General features: G+C 73.6%; 15 protein-coding genes. 6 read left to right on the forward strand and 9 right to left on the reverse strand.

The annotated features are described in order from the left end of the window. The 6 genes from ACWDAS_RS07630 to mraZ form a co-directional block, all read right to left on the reverse strand. Positions 1–705 (reverse strand): UDP-N-acetylmuramoyl-tripeptide--D-alanyl-D-alanine ligase (locus ACWDAS_RS07630; RefSeq protein ID WP_450387934.1); only part of this gene is annotated, 705 nt, incomplete at its 3' end. Continuing rightward, a complete protein-coding gene (locus tag ACWDAS_RS07635) occupies positions 702–2,333 on the reverse strand; it encodes a UDP-N-acetylmuramoyl-L-alanyl-D-glutamate--2,6-diaminopimelate ligase (protein WP_450387935.1) in 1,632 nt (543 codons plus the stop codon). The genes ACWDAS_RS07630 and ACWDAS_RS07635, both read right to left, overlap by 4 nt. Positions 2,334–2,502: 169 nt before the next feature. Next, a complete protein-coding gene (locus ACWDAS_RS07640; RefSeq protein ID WP_450387936.1) occupies positions 2,503–4,350 on the reverse strand; it encodes a peptidoglycan D,D-transpeptidase FtsI family protein in 1,848 nt (615 codons plus the stop codon). A gap of 652 nt (positions 4,351–5,002) precedes the next feature. Further along, positions 5,003–5,434, reverse strand: a complete 432-nt coding sequence (locus ACWDAS_RS07645; protein ID WP_450387937.1) for a hypothetical protein — start codon at positions 5,432–5,434, stop codon at positions 5,003–5,005. Then, complete coding sequence (gene rsmH, locus ACWDAS_RS07650) at positions 5,431–6,399, reverse strand: 16S rRNA (cytosine(1402)-N(4))-methyltransferase RsmH (protein ID WP_450387938.1); 969 nt, start codon at positions 6,397–6,399, stop codon at positions 5,431–5,433. The genes ACWDAS_RS07645 and rsmH overlap by 4 nt, the downstream gene beginning before the upstream one ends. Positions 6,400–6,556: 157 nt before the next feature. After that, a complete protein-coding gene (mraZ, locus tag ACWDAS_RS07655; RefSeq protein ID WP_450387939.1) occupies positions 6,557–6,988 on the reverse strand; it encodes a division/cell wall cluster transcriptional repressor MraZ in 432 nt (143 codons plus the stop codon). A 235-nt stretch (positions 6,989–7,223) separates the two neighbouring features. Between mraZ and ACWDAS_RS07660 the strand changes: the two genes are divergently transcribed. The 4 genes from ACWDAS_RS07660 (at position 7,224) to ACWDAS_RS07675 (ending at position 12,788) form a co-directional block, all read left to right on the forward strand. Beyond that, entirely contained in the window at positions 7,224–7,766 is a 543-nt protein-coding gene (locus tag ACWDAS_RS07660) for a beta-class carbonic anhydrase (RefSeq protein WP_450387940.1), read from the forward strand. 108 nt (positions 7,767–7,874) lie between these two features. Continuing rightward, positions 7,875–8,852, forward strand: coding sequence for an AAA family ATPase (locus tag ACWDAS_RS07665; RefSeq protein ID WP_450387941.1), 978 nt, complete (start codon positions 7,875–7,877; stop codon positions 8,850–8,852). 34 nt (positions 8,853–8,886) lie between these two features. Continuing rightward, a complete protein-coding gene (locus ACWDAS_RS07670) occupies positions 8,887–10,230 on the forward strand; it encodes a DUF58 domain-containing protein (RefSeq protein ID WP_450387942.1) in 1,344 nt (447 codons plus the stop codon). Further along, positions 10,230–12,788, forward strand: coding sequence for a transglutaminase TgpA family protein (locus ACWDAS_RS07675; protein WP_450388213.1), 2,559 nt, complete (start codon positions 10,230–10,232; stop codon positions 12,786–12,788). The genes ACWDAS_RS07670 and ACWDAS_RS07675 overlap by 1 nt, the downstream gene beginning before the upstream one ends. Before the next feature lie 254 nt (positions 12,789–13,042). Here ACWDAS_RS07675 and ACWDAS_RS07680 read toward each other — a convergent pair whose 3' ends face one another. The 3 genes from ACWDAS_RS07680 to ACWDAS_RS07690 all read right to left on the reverse strand — a co-directional run bounded on the left by ACWDAS_RS07680 (position 13,043) and on the right by ACWDAS_RS07690 (position 15,037). After that, positions 13,043–13,453 (reverse strand): DUF3040 domain-containing protein, encoded by a 411-nt coding sequence (locus ACWDAS_RS07680; protein WP_450387943.1) that lies wholly within the window; start codon positions 13,451–13,453, stop codon positions 13,043–13,045. Positions 13,454–13,687: 234 nt separating this feature from the next. Continuing rightward, entirely contained in the window at positions 13,688–14,458 is a 771-nt protein-coding gene (locus ACWDAS_RS07685; RefSeq protein WP_450387944.1) for a methyltransferase, read from the reverse strand. 87 nt (positions 14,459–14,545) lie between these two features. After that, positions 14,546–15,037: an SAV_6107 family HEPN domain-containing protein gene (locus ACWDAS_RS07690; protein WP_450387945.1), complete on the reverse strand. Its 492-nt coding sequence runs from the start codon at positions 15,035–15,037 to the stop codon at positions 14,546–14,548. A gap of 199 nt (positions 15,038–15,236) precedes the next feature. Between ACWDAS_RS07690 and ACWDAS_RS07695 the strand changes: the two genes are divergently transcribed. Together ACWDAS_RS07695 and ACWDAS_RS07700 are read left to right on the forward strand one after the other, a co-directional pair. After that, on the forward strand, positions 15,237–16,007 hold the full coding sequence (locus ACWDAS_RS07695) for an ATP-binding cassette domain-containing protein (RefSeq protein ID WP_450387946.1): 771 nt from the start codon (positions 15,237–15,239) through the stop codon (positions 16,005–16,007). Continuing rightward, a complete protein-coding gene (locus ACWDAS_RS07700; protein WP_450387947.1) occupies positions 15,979–18,093 on the forward strand; it encodes a YhgE/Pip family protein in 2,115 nt (704 codons plus the stop codon). The genes ACWDAS_RS07695 and ACWDAS_RS07700 overlap by 29 nt, the downstream gene beginning before the upstream one ends. Positions 18,094–18,099 lie beyond the last annotated feature (6 nt).

Genomic DNA, 18,099 nt, shown 5'->3' on the forward strand with positions numbered 1-18,099 from the left:
GCGGGAGGACATGGCGCGTACGAGGGGATCGTCCGCATTGAGCACGGCGACGCCGCCCGCGGCGGCCTCCGGCAGCGCCTCGACCAGTTCGCCCTTGGCCAGGGCGATCTGCTCGCGGCCGCCGAACTCGCCGATGTGGGCGGTGCCGACGTTGAGGACCACGCCGATACGCGGTGGGGTGAGACCGGCGAGGTACCTGATGTGGCCGACGCCGCGGGCGCCCATCTCCAGCACCAGGTGCCGGGTGGAGGCGTCGGCGCGCAGCGCGGTGAGCGGCAGCCCGATCTCGTTGTTGAGCGAGCCGGGCGGCCACACGGTGGGCGCCAGCCGCTGCAGCAGCTGGGCGGTGAGGTCCTTGGTGCTGGTCTTGCCCGCCGATCCGGTCAGCGCCACGAGGGTCGCGCCGAGCCGTTCGATGACGTGCCTGGCCAGTGCGCCGAGGGCGAGCTGGACGTCGTCCACGACGATCGCGGGGGCGCCGACCGGCCGGGCGGCCAGTACGGCGACCGCGCCGGCCGCGACGGCCTGCTCCGCGTAGTCGTGGCCGTCCACGTGCTCGCCCCGGAAAGCGACGAACAGGCCGCCCGGTGTCACCTTGCGGGAGTCGATCTCCACGGACCCGGTGACGGGCAACGTCGGGTCCGGTATGTCGTACGTGCTCCCGCCGACCGCGTGTGCGACCTCGGCGAGGGTGAGTGGGATCACAGCTGGTCCTGGTCCTTCTCCTGCGCTGGTGTGCCGGCGGCCCGTTCGATGGCCGCGCGCAGCACTTCTCGGTCGTCGAAGGGGCGTACCACTCCGGCGATGTCCTGGCCCTGCTCATGGCCCTTGCCGGCCACCAGTACGGTGTCGTCCGGCCGGGCCAGGGCGACGGCGGTCGCGATGGCCGCCGCCCGGTCGGGTTCGACGACGACATGGCCCCGCTCGTGCGCGGGCACGCCCGCGGCTCCGGCCAGCATCGCGGTGAGGATCGCGAGCGGGTCCTCGGAGCGGGGGTTGTCGGAGGTCAGCACGGCGGTGTCGGCGAGCCGTGCCGCGGCGGCACCCATCGGGCCGCGCTTGGTCTCGTCGCGGTCCCCGCCGCAGCCGAGAACGATGTGCACGCTGCCCTTGGTGACCTTGCGCAGTGCGCGCAGCACCGAGTCGACGGCGTCGGTCTTGTGGGCGTAGTCGACGACCGCGAGGTACGGCTGGCCCGCGTCGACGCGCTCCAGCCGGCCCGGCACGCCCGGCACGGCGGCGACGCCCTGAGCGGCCGTCTGCGGGTCGATCCCGGCCACGGCCAGGGCGGCGATCGCGGCGAGCGCGTTGGCGACGTTGAAGGGGCCGGGGAGCGGCGAGGCGGCATCGATCCGCTCGCCGTTCGGGCCCACGACGGTGAAGGTGGAGCGCAGCGGCCCGGTCTCGACGTGCTCGGCGCGCCAGTCGGCGTCCGGGTGGCCGTCGGCGGAGAAGGTGGTGACCGGCACCTGGGACTCGCGGGCGAGCCGGCGGCCGTACTCGTCGTCGATGTTGACCACGCCGGCCCTGCTGCGCCGCGGGGTGAACAGCTGCGCCTTGGCCTGGAAGTAGTCCTCCATGCCCGAGTGGAACTCCATGTGCTCGGGGCTGAGGTTGTTGAAGACGGCGACGTCGAAGACCGCGCCGTCCACCCGGCCCAGCACCAGTGCGTGGCTGGAGACCTCCATGACCACGGCCTCGACCCCGCGCTCGCGCATCACCGCGAAGAGCGCCTGCAGGTCGGTGGCCTCGGGAGTGGTCCGCTCGCTCTTGATCCGCTCGTCGCCGATCCGCGACTCGACCGTGCCGATCAGGCCGGTCCTGCGCTCGCCACCGACCTGCTGTCCGAGCGCCTCGCGCCGTTCCATCTCGGCCCGCAGGCCGCCCTCGATGAGGTAGGCGGTGGTGGTCTTGCCGGAGGTGCCCGTGATGCCGATCTGCAGCAGCTCCTCTCCGGGCCGACCGTAGATCTCGGCGGCCAGGTCGCCCATCCGGGACCGTGGGTCCTCGACCGTCAGCACCGGCAGTCCGGTCGCGGCGGCGCGCTCGGCGCCCGCCGGGTCGGTCAGGATCGCGACGGCGCCCAGTTCGGCCGCCTGGGCGGCGAAGTCGGCACCGTGGAAGCGGGCGCCGGGCAGCGCGGCGTACAGGTCGCCGGGGCGGACGGCCCGCGAGTCGTGCGTGATCCCGGTGACCGGGGCGGCGCTCGGCGCGGGCGGTTCCGCGCCCAGCCGCGCGGCCAGTTCCGCGGGCGGCACGGGCCGGACCCGGGAGGGACGGGGCGCGCCCGGCTGCGTCTGTTTGCGGTGGGGGGACTGATCAGCGAGTGACACGGCGGTGAGAGTACCCGCCGGGCCGGGTTCCCGGCCAAAAGGCCCTCGCCGGGCTTCCGGCCTGCTGCTTTCTCCGGTACTTTCCGCGTGCGCGGGGCTACCGCCCGTACCCGCCGGGCTGGGGTCGTGTCCGTTCACGGCCGCCGTTCCTTCCTCCCGTGCGCGCCGGTCACGGCTTCGAGGGGTCCCACTCGACCGGCAGGCTCGGGGTCTTGGCACCGCTGGGCGCCACCTGCAGGGACTTCAGGGCGAATTCCATGACCCTTTTGAACACCGGACCGCAGATCTGGCCGCCGAAGTAGCTGCCGCGGGTCGGGTTCTGGATCACGCAGGACACGGTCAGCCGCGGGTCGTCGGCGGGAGCGAAGCCCATGAAGGAGGCCGTGTAGCCGCTGTAGGTGCCCGTTTCCGGGTCCACCCGGTTGGCCGTGCCGGTCTTGCCCGCGACGCGGTATCCGGCGATCCGGGCCTTGATGCCGGTACCCTGCTCGTCGCCCACGACGGACTCCAGCATCGTGGAGAGCGTCCTGGCCGTCTTCTTGGTGACCACCCTGGTCTTCGCGGGCTCCGGGGACGGGACGAAGCGGCCGTCCGGGCCGGTCGTACCGCGCACCAGGCTGGGCTCGATCCGCACTCCGCCGTTGGCGATCGTCGAGTAGACCGACGTGGCCTGCAGCGCGTTCAGCGACAGGCCCTGTCCGAAGGGGATGGTGTACTGCTGGGACGCGTTCCACTGGTCCGGCCTCGCCAGGATGCCGGGCGTCTCCCCGGGGAAGCCGACCCCCGTGGGCTGCCCGATGCCGAATTTCCTCAGATATGAGTAGAGGACGCGGTTCGCCTGCCTCTGGTTCTTGCCGAGGTGCTCGGCGGCCAGGATCGTGCCGATGTTGCTGGACTTGGCGAGCACGCCGTTGAGGGTCAGATGCCAGGTGCCGTGGTCCACGTCGTCGTGGAAGACCCGGTCGGCGCGGGGCAGGGTGCCGGGGACGGTGACGTGGGTGTCCGGGGCGGCCACGCCCTCGTCGAGGACCGCGGCCATGGACATCAGCTTGCTGACACTGCCGGGCTCGTACGCGTCCTGCAGGGCGGCGTTGCCCAGGGCGGTGGGGTCCGCCCTGGTCAGGTCGTTGGGGTCAAAGCCGGGGGCGTTCGCCATGGCCAGCACCTCCCCGGTGCGCGTGTCCTGGACGATCACGTAGCCGCGGTCGGCGTCGGACTCCCTCACCTGCTGGGTGATCGCCCGCTGGGCGGCCCACTGGATGTCCCGGTCGAGGGTCAGCTCCACGTCGGTGCCGGGCTCGGCGGCTCGCTCCTGCACATTCGCCGTGGGCACCCGGCGGCCGCCGGACTGGGCGTAGGTGACGGTGCCGTCCTTGCCGGCCAGGGCCTTGTCGAGCCGGCTCTCCAGGCCTCCGCCGCCGGCGCCGGAGGCGTTCACCCAGCCGATCACTCCCGCGGCGAGGTCTCCGGCGGGGTAGACGCGCTTGGCGTGCCGCAGCCGGAAGACCCCGGCGAGGTAGTTGACGCCGTCCCCCTTCTCCGCCTTGTCGGCGAGCGCACTCTGCAGGTCCTTGATCTGGTTCCAGACCTGCGGGGACTGCTGCCGGGCGATGATCTCGTTGCGGGACCCCGGGTAGTCGGCGAGCTGTTTCGCGATCTTCTTCTCGTCGCCGTCGACGATCGGCGCGAGCAGTTCGGCGGCGCGCGCCGGGGCGTCCTTCGCCTTGGCGTACTCGGGGGTGAAGAGCATCGGGTCGGCGGTGATGTCGTACGCGTCGACGGTGGTGGCCAGGTCGATCCCGTTGCGGTCGGTGATCGTGCCGCGCTCGGCGGCGAGGGTCACCTTGACGTTCCGGTTGACCTCGGCCTTGGCGGCGTACGTCGCGGCGTCCACGGCCTGCACCTGGAAGAGCCTGATGACGAACGTCAGCATCACCAGCGTCAGGGCGAAGCTGACCAGCCGCAGCCGGGGGCGCGGCCTGCCCAGCCGCAGCAGCGGGACGCCCGACGGGGCCACCGGGCGCGGGGGCCTGCGCCGCGGCGGCACGGCCTGGCGGCCGGCCCGGTCTCGGGCCCTGGCGTCGCGTTCGCGCCCGCCGGACGGCCTGCGCGCTCCGGGGGTGCGCCCGTGCGGCGCCTCGGATCCCTCGGCGCGGGGTGACGGCCTGCGGCCGCGCGGGTCACGGCCCGTCTCGCGGGCGGCCCGTGCCTCGCCGTCGCGCGGCCGGGCGCCGCGTGCGCCGGGACGTCCGGCCCCCGCCCGCTGACCGGGGGCCGGCCTGCGGCGGGGCTCTCCGGATTCGCCACCGCGTCCGCCGGCTCCGGCGCCGCCGTCGCGTCCTGAGGCTCCCGCCCCGGAGCCCCGTCCTGCGGCTCCGGCGCCGCCGTCACGGCCCCGGGGCACCTGATTGCGCCGGGGGGCGCCTCCGGTGCCCTCACCGCGGCTGCCGGGGGCTCCCCCGCCCCGGCCGGCGGCGGGGTTCCGACCGCCGCGCCCACGGCCCTGGGCGCCACGGCCCGGACCGCCGGCGCCGTTCTCCCGGTCGCCGCCGCGGTCGCCGCGGTTGCGCGGCGGCTCCCCGTCGCGGGTCACCACGCCCCGGCACCTTCCCGGCCGTCCGGGCGGGCGGATCGGGGCGGGCGGAGGGCACGGGGCCCCGGAGCGGTGGTCACGGGGTCTCCTCGGGGGTGGTGCTGGGCGCGGGCGACGGCGAGGGGCCCAGGGAGGCGGCCGCGGAGCCGCTGGGGGCGACCGTGGCGGGGGCGGTGCTCGGGGCGGGCGCCGGGACGTACGGGGCGGCGCCGGGGCTGCCGAGGACGGTGCCGTCGGGGGCGAGGAAGGCCGGGTTGCCCCCGGGGACCATGCCCAGCTCCCTGGCCTGATCGTCCAGCGCGTCCGGCGCCGAGAACTCGTCGACCTCCTGCTGCAGCGCCTGCTCCTCGTCGGTGTACTGCGTGGTCTTCTTCTGCAGTTCGCTGAGCTTGAAGGAGTCCCGGTTCACAGCCGAGTTGAGAAGCAGCAGGGTGATCAGGCCGCCGCCCAGCAGCAGCACGATGAGCAGGACGAAGGGCGAGCGCGCCGCCGACGTGCGCCGCCTCACGCCACGGCCTCGCGGATCCGCTGGGCGCCGCGCAGGCGCGCCGGGGCGGCCCGGCGGTTGGCGGCGATCTCGTCCTCCGTCGGCAGTTCCGCGCCGCGGGTGAGCAGCTTGAGCCGGGGCTGGTACTGCTCGGGGACGACGGGCAGCCCGGGCGGCGCGGTGTTCGCCGCTCCGGCCGCGAAGACGCCCTTGACCAGCCGGTCCTCCAGGGAGTGGTACGACAGCACGGCGATCCGGCCGCCGACGGCGAGCGCGGCGACGGCCGCGGGGACGGCCCGCTCCAGCACCGTCAGCTCCCCGTTGACCTCGATCCGCAGCGCCTGGAAGGTGCGCTTGGCCGGGTTGCCGCCGGTCCGCTTGGCCGCCTGCGGCAGCGCCTCGCGGATCAGCTCGACGAGCCGGGCGCTGTTGGTGAAGGGCTCGCGGGCCCGCTCGCGCACGATCGCGTCCACGATCTTGCGGGCGAACTTCTCCTCCCCGTACTCGCGCAGCACCCGCACCAGCTCGCCCGGCGGGTAGGTGTTGAGGACCTCGGCGGCGCTGACGCCGGTGGTCTGGTCCATGCGCATGTCCAGCGGCGCGTCCTGGGCGTAGGCGAAGCCGCGTTCGGCCTCGTCCAGCTGCATGGAGGAGACGCCGAGGTCGAAGAGGATGCCCTGCACCTTGGGCACGCCGAGCCGCTCCAGCACCTCGGGGATCTCGTCGTAGACGGCGTGCACGAGGGTGGCCCGGTCCCCGTACGGCGCGAGCCGCTCGCCGGCGAGCTTGAGCGCTGCGGGGTCGCGGTCCACGGCGATCAGCCGGACCTCGGGGAACCGCCGCAGCAGCGCCTCGCTGTGCCCGCCGAGGCCGAGGGTGGCGTCCACGACCACGGCGCCCGGTGCGTCGATCGCGGGCGCCAGCATGTCCAGGCAGCGGTCCAGCATCACCGGGACGTGGCGTGGCTCGGAGGGGGTGGTGCTCATGTAGCCCTTCTTCTCATGCTCGCGGGGACGTACCACTGGGTCCCCGCCCGCTCGTGGGCGGCCTTCTGGCACCGGGGAAGGAGTGCCAGCGGACCGGGGAGCGGGAGGAGGCCGAGCGTCACGTACTCGTACGTGAGTCATCAGGCTACGGGCGAGGTCACAGTAAGCCGGGAGGCACCTCCTGGGACAACGCCGAAAAGGCGTCTTCCTGACCCGCCAGATAGTCCTCCCAGGCCGCCGCGTCCCAGACCTCGACCCGGGTGTTCGCGCCGATGACCGCGCAGTCGCGGCGCAGTCCGGCGTAGTCGCGCAGGGGCTGCGGAAGGGTGACCCGGCCCTGTTTGTCGGGGACCTCGTCGTGGGCGCCGGCGAACAGCACGCGCATGTAGTCACGCGCCGCCTTGGAGGTGAGCGGTGCCCGGCGCAGCTCCTCGGTGAGGGCGTGGAAGCCCTCGACCGGCCATACGTAGAGGCAGCGCTCCTGGCCCTTGGTGATGACCAGGCCGTCCGCGAACTGCTCGCGGAACTTCGCGGGGAGGACCAGCCGGCTCTTGTCGTCCAGCCGTGGCGCGTACGTCCCGAGGAACATCCGCACCTCCCGCGCTTGGTTGGCGACCCACTTCGCGCCACTTTACTCCACCGGCCCCCACGGTCAACGAGAAGCCTGCCCCGGCACAGGGGCCCTGGTGGCCACCGGCGCCCGAATCACCCGCACGGGCGAGCGCGCGCGACGCCTGTGGGTTACCTCACAGTGCACCCGTTTGACCGAGATTTGTCGGGCCTCACAGCAGGTCGGAACAGGCCGCGCCCTCTACGGTCGTGTCATGTCGATAAACGCGCATCAGTCCGCAGCTCGCGCCACCACCGACACCGCGTCCGTCACCGACCGGCTGGTCGAGGCGAACCGGCGTTACGCGGCGCAGTTCCGTGACCCCGGCATGGACGCCCGCCCGGTGCTCAAGGTGGCCGTGGTCGCCTGCATGGACGCCCGGCTCGACCTGCACGCGGCGCTCGGCCTCGAGCTCGGCGACTGCCACACCATCCGCAACGCCGGCGGCGTCGTCACCGACGACGCCATCCGCTCGCTGACCATCAGCCAGCGCGCCCTGGGCACCCGCTCGGTCGTGCTGATCCACCACACCGGCTGCGGCCTGGAGTCCCTGACCGAGGACTTCCGCACGGAGCTGGAGGAGGAGGTCGGCCAGCGCCCGACCTGGGCGGTGGAGTCCTTCCGGGACGTCGACCAGGACGTACGCCAGTCGATACAGCGGGTCCGCACCTCGCCCTTCCTGACCCATACGGACGATGTGCGGGGGTTTGTGTTCGACGTGCACACCGGCCTGCTGCGGGAAATCACAAACGAGTAACGGAAGCGGAGTGACGCGGAGCATAGTTGAAGGAGAGAATGCTCTGTGTAACGGGGAGGGCCGGTCCAGGGATGGCCGTGTCCCCAGGAACGGGCCGAGGAGAACCGGGTGACGACCTATGACGCGCGAGCAAGCCTCAGCGATCTGACCGCCACGGCGGACCGCGTACGCCGGTCGGTGGAGAACGTGATCGAGGGCAAGCCCGAGGTCGTACGGATTGCGCTGACGGTGCTGCTCGCCGAGGGACATCTGCTGATCGAGGATGTCCCCGGCGTCGGCAAGACCATGCTCTCCAAGGCGCTGGCCCGGTCGATCGACTGCTCGGTGCGGCGCATCCAGTTCACGCCGGACCTGCTGCCGTCGGACATCACCGGGGTGAGCGTCTTCGACCAGCAGCGCCGCGACTTCGAGTTCAAGCCGGGCGCGATCTTCGCGCAGATCGTCGTGGGCGACGAGATCAACCGCGCGTCGCCCAAGACGCAGTCGGCGCTGCTGGAGTCGATGGAGGAGCGGCAGGTCACCATCGACGGCAGTACGTACCCGCTGCCGAGCCCCTTCATGGTCATCGCCACCCAGAACCCGGTGGAGATGGAAGGAACATATCCGCTGCCCGAGGCGCAGCGGGACCGCTTCATGGCCCGCGTCTCCATCGGCTACCCCAGCCTGGAGGCCGAGCTGGAGATGCTCGACGTGCACGCGGGGGTCAGCCCGCTGGACGACCTGCAACCGGTCGCCCACGCCCACGAGATCGTCAAACTGGTCGAAGCGGTACGGACAGTGCACGTGTCGGCCGCCGTACGGCACTACGCGGTGAGCCTGGTCTCGGCCACCCGGAGCCACTCGGACCTGAGACTCGGCGCCTCCCCGCGCGCCACCCTGCACCTGGTGCGCGCGGCACGCGCCGCGGCGGCCCTGGACGGCCGGGACTACGTGCTCCCCGACGACGTGCAGTCGCTGGCCTCCTCCGTACTGGCGCACCGTCTGCTGCCCACCGCGCAGGCCCAGTTGAACCGGCGCACCCCGGAGCAGGTCGTCGCGGAGATCGTGCAACGCACGCCGGTCCCCGACCCGTACGGCAGCCGATGACCCCAACGACGGGCGTGGGTGCTGGAGGTACCGCGTGACCGAGCGTGAAAGCGGCCTCCGGGCCGCCCTGGGCGGCCTCACCACCCGTGGCCGGTCCTTCCTCGCCGCGGGGATCGCGGCGGCCGTCTGCGCCTACGTCCTGGGGCAGCCGGACCTGCTGCGGGTCGGCCTGCTGCTGGCCGTGCTGCCGCTGGTCTGCGTGACGGTCCTGTACCGCACGCGCTACCGCGTCGCCGGCAGCCGCCGGCTGTCGCCCTCGCGCGTGCCGGCGATGTCCGAGGCGCGGGTGCACCTGCGGGTGGACAACGTGTCGCGGCTGCCGACCGGGCTGCTGATGCTGCAGGACCGGGTGCCGTACGTGCTGGGGCCGCGGCCCCGCTTCATCCTGGACCGGGTGGAGCCCGGCGGGCACCGCGAGGTGTCCTACCGGGTCCGCTCCGACCTGCGCGGGCGTTACCCGCTCGGGCCGCTGCAGCTGCGGCTGACCGACCCCTTCGGCATGTGCGAGCTGACCCGCTCCTTCAGCGCGTACGACACCCTGACCGTGGTGCCCCGGGTGGAGCCGCTGCCGCCGGTCAAGCTCAGGGGCGACTCCTCCGGCTACGGGGAGAGCCGCACCCGCGCCCTGGCGCTGGCCGGAGACGACGACGTCATCCCGCGCGGCTACCGCCACGGCGACGACATGCGCCGGGTGCACTGGCGTTCCACCGCCAAGTACGGCGAGCTCATGGTGCGCCGCGAGGAGCAGCCGCACCGCGCCCAGTGCACGGTGCTGCTGGACACCCGGGCAGAGGCGTACTTCGGCGCCGGGCCCGACTCGGCCTTCGAGTGGGCGGTGTCCGGCGCCGCGTCCGTGGCGGTGCACATGCTGGAGCGCGGCTACTCCGTGCGGCTGCTCACCGACACCGGGACCACCGTGCCCGGGTCCGAGGGCTTCGGCGGCACCGACTCCTCCGACGCGGCCGGTGCCCTGCTGGACACCCTGGCGGTGGTCGACCACTCCGACGGCGCCGGGCTGTCGCGGGCCCTGGACGTGCTGCGCACGGGCAGCGAGGGCCTGCTGGTGGCCTTCTTCGGCGACCTGAACGAGGAGCAGGCCGCGATGGCGGGCCGGATGCGGCAGCGGGCCGGCGCCGCCGTCGCCTTCGTCCTGGACAGCGCCGTGTGGGGGGCGCTGGACGTGGACGGGCCGGCCCGGCCCGCTGCGCCGCCGCACGGCGGGAACGGCGAGGAGCCGGAGGACGGCTCGGCACGGACCGTACGGATGCTGCACGAGGCGGGCTGGACGGTGCTCCCGGCCGCCGCCGGCGCCGCCCTGCCCGAGCTGTGGCAGCGCGCCGACCGGTACCGGTCGCGTGAGGAGGCGGGGACGCGATGATGAGCGGACGGGGACGGCTCGCGGTCTGCGCGGCGGCGGCGACACTGATGACCGCCTTCTCGTTGCTGCCGCTGGCGACGCCGAGCACCTGGATCCTGCAGGCGACCTTCCTGGTGCTTCTGCAGACCGGGGTGGGCGCGCTGACCCGGCGGGTGCCGCTGGCCCGGCCGCTGACCGTGCTGGCGCAGGCGGCGGTCACACTGCTGGTGCTGACCTTGATGTTCGCGCGCGAGCAGGCGCTGCTGGGGTTCCTGCCGGGGCCGGCCGCGTACACCGAGTTCGGCCACCTGCTCACGGCGGCCATGCAGGACGTGACCCAGTTCGCGATCCCGGCGCCGGTCACCCCGGGCATCCGCCTGCTGCTGCTGGGCGGTGTGCTGCTGATCGGGTTGACCGTGGACGCCCTGGCGGTGACCTACGGCAGCGCGGCCCCGGCCGGCCTGCCGCTGCTGGCCCTGTACTCGATCGCGGCGGGACTGGCCGGCGGCGACGGCACCCGCTGGCCGTACTTCCTGCTGGCGGCCACCGGCTATCTGCTACTCCTGCTCGCCGAGGGCCGGGACCGCATCTCGCGCTGGGGCCGGGTCTTCGGCGGTTCGGGGGGCGCGGCGCGCTCCGGGTACGCCGGTCCCCTGGGCGGGCCGTCCGGGCCGGCGATGGCTCCGGTGCGCACCGGGCGCCGCATAGGGGCGATGGCGCTCGGCATCGCCCTGGTGGCGCCCGCCGCGCTGCCCTCGATGGGCGTGGGTCTGCTGCCGATGGGGGGCTCGGGGACGGGCAACGGACGCGGCGGCGGCACGATCTCCGCGGTCAACCCGGTGGTCGCGCTCCAGGACAACCTCAACCAGCCCGACGACCGGGTGGTGCTGCGGTACCGGACGAACGCCGCCTCCAACTCGGACATGTATCTGCGGATCGTGGCACTCGACCGGTTCACCGGCGACAAGTGGGAGCCCTCGCAGCGCTCCCTCTTCGCCGTGCCGAAGGCGCTGCCCGCCCCGCCGGGGCTCGGTTCCGAGGTGAAGTCCTCGGAGGTCGTCACCTCGGTCGCGGCGGACAAGAACTACGTCCAGATGTGGTTGCCGCTCCCGTACCCGGCCACGCGCGTGCAGATCGACGGCCGCTGGCGCTACGAGCCCACGGGGCGCACCATCATCGGCGACCGGGGCCAGAACACCTCCGGCGCCCGGTATCAGGTGAGCAGCCTGCATCTGGAGCCGACCGCGCAGCAGCTGGCCGCCGCGCCGCCGGCGGACGAAAGGCTGCGGGCCGAGTACACGAAGGTGCCCGGCACGCTGCCCGACGTGGTGGCGAAGACGGCCCTGCAGGTCACCAAGAACGCCTCCAACGACTACGAGCGGGCCGTCGCGCTGCAGCGCTGGTTCACCTCCGGCGCCTTCCAGTACGACACCTCGGTGCGCTCGGGCACCGGCGTACAGGCGATCACCAGATTCCTGCGCAACAAGGAAGGGTTCTGCATCCACTTCGCCTTCACGATGGCGGCGATGGCGCGGACCCTCGGGATCCCGGCGCGGGTGGCGGTCGGCTTCACGCCCGGATCCCCGGAGTCGGGCGGCGCCTACGCGGTGGGGCTGAAGGACGCGCACGCCTGGCCCGAGCTGTACTTCGAGGGCGTCGGCTGGACGCGGTTCGAGCCCACGCCGACCCGGGGCACCCCGCCGGACTACACCCAGGATGCGGCCACCTCCGACAGCGGCCCCGCGGCACCCGACACCCCGGAGGCGAGCGCCGGTGCCGTCGCGAGCACCGGCCCGACCGCCCCGTCGGCCTGCCTGGGCAAGGACGCCCAGCTCGGCAACTGCGGCCCCCTCGGAGGGGCCTCGGGCAGCGGGGCGGGCGACGAAGGCATCTGGCCGCAGGTGGCCGACTGGACGCTGCGCGTCATCGCCTGGGCCGTGGTGCCGCTCGTGGTCCTGGTCCTCCTGCTGCCGCTGCTGTGGCGGCGCAAGCAGCGCCTCCAGCGGCTGCGCGGCGGCCACGACCCGGTGGCCCTGGCGGCGTGGCTGGAGCTCACCGGCCACGCCCCGGCCGCGACGGACGGGGAAGACGGGCAGCAGGACGCGGCCCGGCAGGGGCTGACCGGCCGCGAGCTGGACGACACGGGCGCCCGGGAGGGTGCCCGGACACTGGCGGCATGGCTGGAGCTGATCGACACCGCCTGGGACTACGGTCTGCGGCCCGACGAGTCCGAGACCCCGCGCCGGGTCGCGGCACGCCTCATCCGCGACGGCGGGCTGGAAGGGGCCCCGGCGGAGGCGGCGCAGCGCCTGGCGACCGCGGTGGAGCAGGCCCTCTTCTCACCGCGGCCGCCGAAGGCCACGGGCACGGCGAAGGACGTGCAGCTGGTGCGCCAGGGGCTGCGCCGGAACGTCGACCGCGTGACGCGGATCCGCGCCGTGCTCCTGCCGCGCTCCACGGTCCGGGTCGTGTGGCGGCTCACCGAGCGCTGGTCGGAGGCGACGGCCCGGTTCTCGGCCCGGCTGCGGGGTGCCGGCGATGCCGTGATGCGGCCGCTGCGGCAGCGCCGGGCCTCCTAAGCGGTTCCGGCCCGTTCGGGGCCCGTCCCCCGGCCGGGACGGGCCGCGAACGGCTCTGAACGGCCTCGAAACGGTTCCGGGCGGTTCCGGGCAGGTCCCGCCCGCGCCCGCGGCCGGGTCCGCCCGGCACGCGGGGCCGGGGACGCCCACACCTTCAGGACCCGGTGGGTGCCGCGAGGGCCACGCGGCGGAAGGCACAGCGCAAGGGGGCGGGGTTCCGGTCGGAACCCCGCCCCCTTGCGATGGTCGGTGTGTCAGTGGCCGTGTTCGTCGCGGCGGCGCTGCCACCGCTCCTCGATGCGGTCCATCATCTTGCGGCGCGGTTGGTGGCGCCTGCCTCGTCCGGGGACACCCGGTTGGGAGTGCCCTGCGGGAGCGGCCGCCGTACCGGGCTTGGCGGCACGGCGCCAGCCGGTGACCGCGAGAACGGCACAGCCCAGCATCACGAGGAAGCCCACAACGCTGATCCATGGCTGCTGGGCGATCATGCCTGCCATCAGCAGCCCGATGCCCACCAGGAAGCCCGCCACAGCCAGGTAGACCCGCCGCCTGGTGTACGTGCGCAGCCCGCTTCCCTCAAGCGCCGACGCGAACTTGGGATCTTCGGCGTACAGCGCTCGCTCCATTTGCTCGAGCATGCGCTGCTCGTGCTCCGAGAGCGGCACGGAGTCCTCCTCCTCGTCGGTCGCGGGGGAGCGACCAGTACGACCCTTCCAGGATAGGCAGGGAATCGCCCCCGTGAAACCCGCCCCACTACGCCAATCCGACGGTGGGTGTTTTCCCCGTCGAACGCCACGTCATGCCAGCATACGGCCCTGAACCGGGAATCGGGGGGCGTGTGACGGACTCCTCCCGCTGGGTGACCGGAAGGTGTAGGGGAAGCCGTCCCCCGCGGGGGCTCAGCCGCGCTCGGCCAGAACGTGCAACTGGGTCGCCACGGCGTGGAAGGCGGGCTGCTCTGCGGCGGCCAGCTCCAGGCGCAGCAGGGCGTCCATCGCGCCCGGTTCGGTGTCCACCAGGACGCCGGGGACCAGGTCGGCGAAGACACGTACGCCGTGCACGGCGCCGACCCGCAGTCCGGCGTCGGCGACCAGCGCGGTCAGTTCGTCGGCGGTGAAGCGACGGGGCATCGGATCGCCCTCGCCCCAGCGGCCGTCGGGGTCGTCGAGGGTGTGCCGGGCCTCGCCGAAGTGACCGGCGAGCGCGCGGGCGAGCACGGCGCCGTGACGGCTGGCCGCGAGCAGGCTGAGGGTGCCGGACGGGCGCAGGGTGCCCGCGGCGTTGCGCACGCCCTCGGCGGGGTCGTCCACGTACTCCAGGACGCCGTGGCAGAGCACGACGTCGTGGCTGCCGGCGGGCACGACGTCGAGCAGTCCGTGGGCGTCGCCCTGCACTCCGCGGACGCGTTCGGTGACGCCCGCCTCCGCGGCGCGGCGTTCGAGGGCGAAGAGGGCGTCGGGGCTGGGGTCGACGACGGTCACCCGGTGGCCCAGACTGGCCACCGGCACCGCGAAGTTGCCGGTGCCGCCACCGGTGTCGAGCACGTCGAGGACGTCCCGTCCGGAGGCCTTGGCCTGCCGGTCCAGCGCATCGCGCAGGACCTCCCAGACCACGGCGGTACGCAGGGCTGCGCGGGGCCGCAGCGGTTCGGCCCCTCCTGGACGGGACATGCGGACGGCTCCTCGCGGGCGGACGGGGCTGGGGTCCGGTCGGCCCAGCCTGGGACCCACTCTAGTGGGCGGCCGCCCGGCGGCCGATCAAGCGGGACGGTCGGCCTGCTGCCGGTACAGCGCGGGCTGCAGCGCCAGCAGTCGCTCCACCAGCCGCAGGAACATCCCCGTCGCGCGGATCAGATCGTCGGCCTCCCGGGGGGTGACGGCTCCCTGGATGCCGGCCTCGGCGCGGGCCCGCTGCCGGGCGCCCGCCTCGAAGAGGGCGCTCCATTCCGCGAGTTCGGGCGCGACCTCGGGCAGCACCTCCCAGGCGCTGCGTATCCGTTGCCGGCGCCGCCTGGTGGGCTCGGGACGGCCGCGCACCGCGAGGACGGCGGCGGCGGTGCGCAGAGCGGCCAAGTGGGCGGTGGCGAAGCGGTCGTTGGGGGTCTCGAGGACGGCGGCCTCGTCGAGCCCCCGCCGGGCCTGGACGAGCAGGTCGATTGCGGCCGCGGGGGCGGTGGCCTTGCGCAGCACGGGATGAACGTCGGTGGCACTGCCGCCGGCGACGGCGGCGCTGCGGACTGACGCGGTCATCACATACCTCCTGTCTTCGTATGACGTGTCCGACAGTTCCTGGCCTTCACCACTCATCGTGAAGCACACCACTGACAATCGCCCTGACCTGGGCAAACGGTCACGATGACCGGACAACGCCCCTGGATTCGCGGAGCAGTGAACCCCTGCGGTAGAGTTTTTGCACTGACTGGTCAGTTCAAAGAATGGGGGCGGGCGAGTGATCACCGCGCAGGGCCTCGGACTCGAGGGGCCACGGGGCTGGGTGTTCCGGGACGTCACCTTCACCGCGCCGGCGGGCAGTCTGATCGCCGTCGAGGGCGCCTCCGGCTCGGGCCGCACCTGTCTGCTGCTCTCGCTGACCGGGCGCATGCGCGCCACCGAGGGCACGGCCGAGGTCGCCGGCCACCGGCTGCCCAAGCAGCTCGCCGCGGTCCGCCGCGTCGCCGCGCTCGGCCCCGTGACCGGGGTCGCCGAACTCGACCCGGCGCTCACGGTCGGCGAGCACCTGCGTGAACGCGTGCTGCTGCAGCGGCGGTTCAGCGAGTCGCTGCGCGAACTGGCGCGGCCCCGCGCGGACCACGAGGCGGCGGCCCGGGTACGCGTCGACAAGGCGCTGACCGCCGCCGGGCTGGACCTCGCCGCGCTGCCGAAGGCCGAACGCACCGCCGCCCGGGACCTGGAGCGGCTAGAGGCTCTGCGCCTGGGCACCGCCCTCGCGCTGCTGGCCCGCCCGAAGGTGCTGGCGGTGGACGACACCGACCACAAGCTCGGCCCGGCCGAACGCGACCAGGCCTGGGCGATGCTGCGCGGCATCGCCGCGAGCGGCACGACGGTACTGGCCGTGTGCTCCGAGGCGCCCGGGGACGCCGTGGTGGTGCGCACCCAGGACCCCGCCGCCGACACCGCCGTGGACACGGCGGCGAACACCGATGACGAGACCGACGAGGAGGGGGCGGCCGATGCGCACGCCGAGGCTGGCAGCGCTTGAGCTGAGGAAGTTCGGCAGGGGGAGGCTGCCGCGCGCGGCCATGGTGTCGCTGCTGCTCCTGCCGCTGCTCTACGGCGCGCTGTACCTGTGGTCCTTCTGGGACCCCTACGGGCGGCTGGACAAGATCCCCGTAGCCCTGGTGAACGCCGACAAGGGCGCCATCGTGAACGGGGAACGGCTCGCCGCGGGCGAGTCCATCGTCGGCGGACTGCGGGACAGCGACACCTTCGACTGGCACGAGACCAGCGCGGCCGAGGCCGCCGAGGGCGTCGAGGACGGCACGTACTACCTGTCGCTCACCATTCCGTCCGACTTCAGCGCACGCGTCGCGTCGAGCTCCGGCAGGCGCCCGCAGACCGGCGCGCTCCAGGTGCGCACCAACGACGCCAACAACTACATCGTCGGGCAGATCTCCCGCACGGTCTTCTCCGAGGTGCGGTCGGCGGCCTCCACCAATGCGTCGCGCGGCTTCTACGACAAGATCTTCGTGGCCTTCTCCGACCTCCACGGCGAGACGGTCAAGGCCGCGGACGGCGCGGACGACGTCACCAAGGGCGCGGGCACGGCCCGCACGGGCTCCAAGAAGCTCGGTGACGGCATCTCGACCGCCGAGGACGGCGCACGGCAGCTGGCCGGCGGCCTGCACACGGCGAAGAAGGGCAGCCACTCCCTCGCGAGCGGCCTGGGGGCGCTCGACTCCGGCGCGGGCCAGGTCGCCGCCGGGACCCAGGCGCTGGCCGACAAGGTGAACAGCGCCTCCGACGAGCTGACCTTCGTCAAGAAGCACATCAAGGAGATCAACGCGGTGGCGCGGGTCGTCGCCCGGGGTTCGCAGGCCGCTCAGGGCGGCCTCGGAGACCTGCCGCGGCAGGCGGCCAAGGCGGCCAAGGACGCGCGGGCGGCCGCGGCCGGGATCCACGACACCTATGCCGAGCAGTGCCCGCTGGGCGGAGTCACGCCCGAGTGCCGGGCGGTGAAGAAGGCCGCGGACACCGCCGACGAGGTCGCGGACGTCGCCGCCCGCCTCGACACCTATGTGCGCCAGCACACCGCGACCCTGAACGAGCTGCGAGGCGACCTCGGCACGCTCCACTCGGCGGCCGTGAAGCTGTCCGACCCCGCGCTGGCCACCAAGCTGCAGAACGCCGTCGACGGCGTCAACCGGCTCAACGACGGCGCCCACAAGGTGGCGCGCGGCCTGGGGACCGCCTCGGCCGGCGCCGGCACCCTCGACTCCGGACTCGGGGACCTGGCCTCGGGTGCCGACACCCTCGCGGGCGGGATGTACCGGCTGTCGGACGGCAGCAACCAGCTGACGACCGGCCTGACCCGACTGACCGACGGCAGCGGGCAGCTCGCCGACGGCCTGCACGACGGCGCGTCCCGGATCCCCGACTACGACCGGAAGGAGCGCGCCGACCGCACCGAGGTGATGGCCGACCCGGTCCGGCTCGCCGCGCGGTCCCTGCACAAGGCGCCCAACTACGGTACGGGCTTCGCGCCCTACTTCATCCCGCTGTCCCTGTGGGTCGGGGCGATGGTCGCCTACATGCTGCTCCAGCCGCTGAGCAGGCGCGCCATGGCCGCGGGCGCCCCGGCCTGGCGGATCGCGGTGGCAGGCTGGCTGCCGGTGCTCGCCATAGGGATCGCGCAGACGCTGGCCCTGATGGCGGTGCTGCACTGGGCGATCGGTCTGCAGATGGCGCGGGCGGCCGGCACGATCGGCTTCCTCATCCTGGTGACGGCGTGTTTCGCCGCCATCGTGCAGTGGCTCAACGCGCGCTTCGGGCCGGCGGGCCGCGTGCTGGTGCTGGCGCTGCTGATGCTGCAGCTCACCTCGGCGGGCGGCACCTACCCGGTCCAGACGAGCCCGGACTTCTTCAACGCGATCCACCCGTTCCTGCCCATGACCTACGTCGTGGAGGGGCTGCGCCACCTGATCACGGGCGGCGGGCTCTGGCCGGTGTGGCGGGCCGTCCTGGTGCTGCTCGCCTTCACCGCGGGCGCACTGGCGCTCACCGCGGTGTCGGCCCGCCGCAAGCAGGTGTGGACCGTGGACCGGCTGCATCCGGAGCTGTCTCTGTGAGGCCGG

This window comes from Streptomyces sp. NPDC001070, from assembly GCF_053598835.1.

Excerpts from the sequence above, each read along its gene's own strand:
- ACWDAS_RS07690 (WP_450387945.1), bottom strand. The coding sequence starts at position 15,037 with ATGACCGCGTCAGTCCGCAGCGCCGCCGTCGCCGGCGGCAGTGCCACC.
- rsmH (WP_450387938.1), bottom strand. The coding sequence starts at position 6,399 with ATGAGCACCACCCCCTCCGAGCCACGCCACGTCCCGGTGATGCTGGAC.
- ACWDAS_RS07700 (WP_450387947.1), top strand. The coding sequence starts at position 15,979 with ATGCGCACGCCGAGGCTGGCAGCGCTTGAGCTGAGGAAGTTCGGCAGG.
- ACWDAS_RS07660 (WP_450387940.1), top strand. The coding sequence starts at position 7,224 with ATGTCGATAAACGCGCATCAGTCCGCAGCTCGCGCCACCACCGACACC.
- ACWDAS_RS07685 (WP_450387944.1), bottom strand. The coding sequence starts at position 14,458 with ATGTCCCGTCCAGGAGGGGCCGAACCGCTGCGGCCCCGCGCAGCCCTG.
- ACWDAS_RS07675 (WP_450388213.1), top strand. The coding sequence starts at position 10,230 with ATGAGCGGACGGGGACGGCTCGCGGTCTGCGCGGCGGCGGCGACACTG.
- mraZ (WP_450387939.1), bottom strand. The coding sequence starts at position 6,988 with ATGTTCCTCGGGACGTACGCGCCACGGCTGGACGACAAGAGCCGGCTG.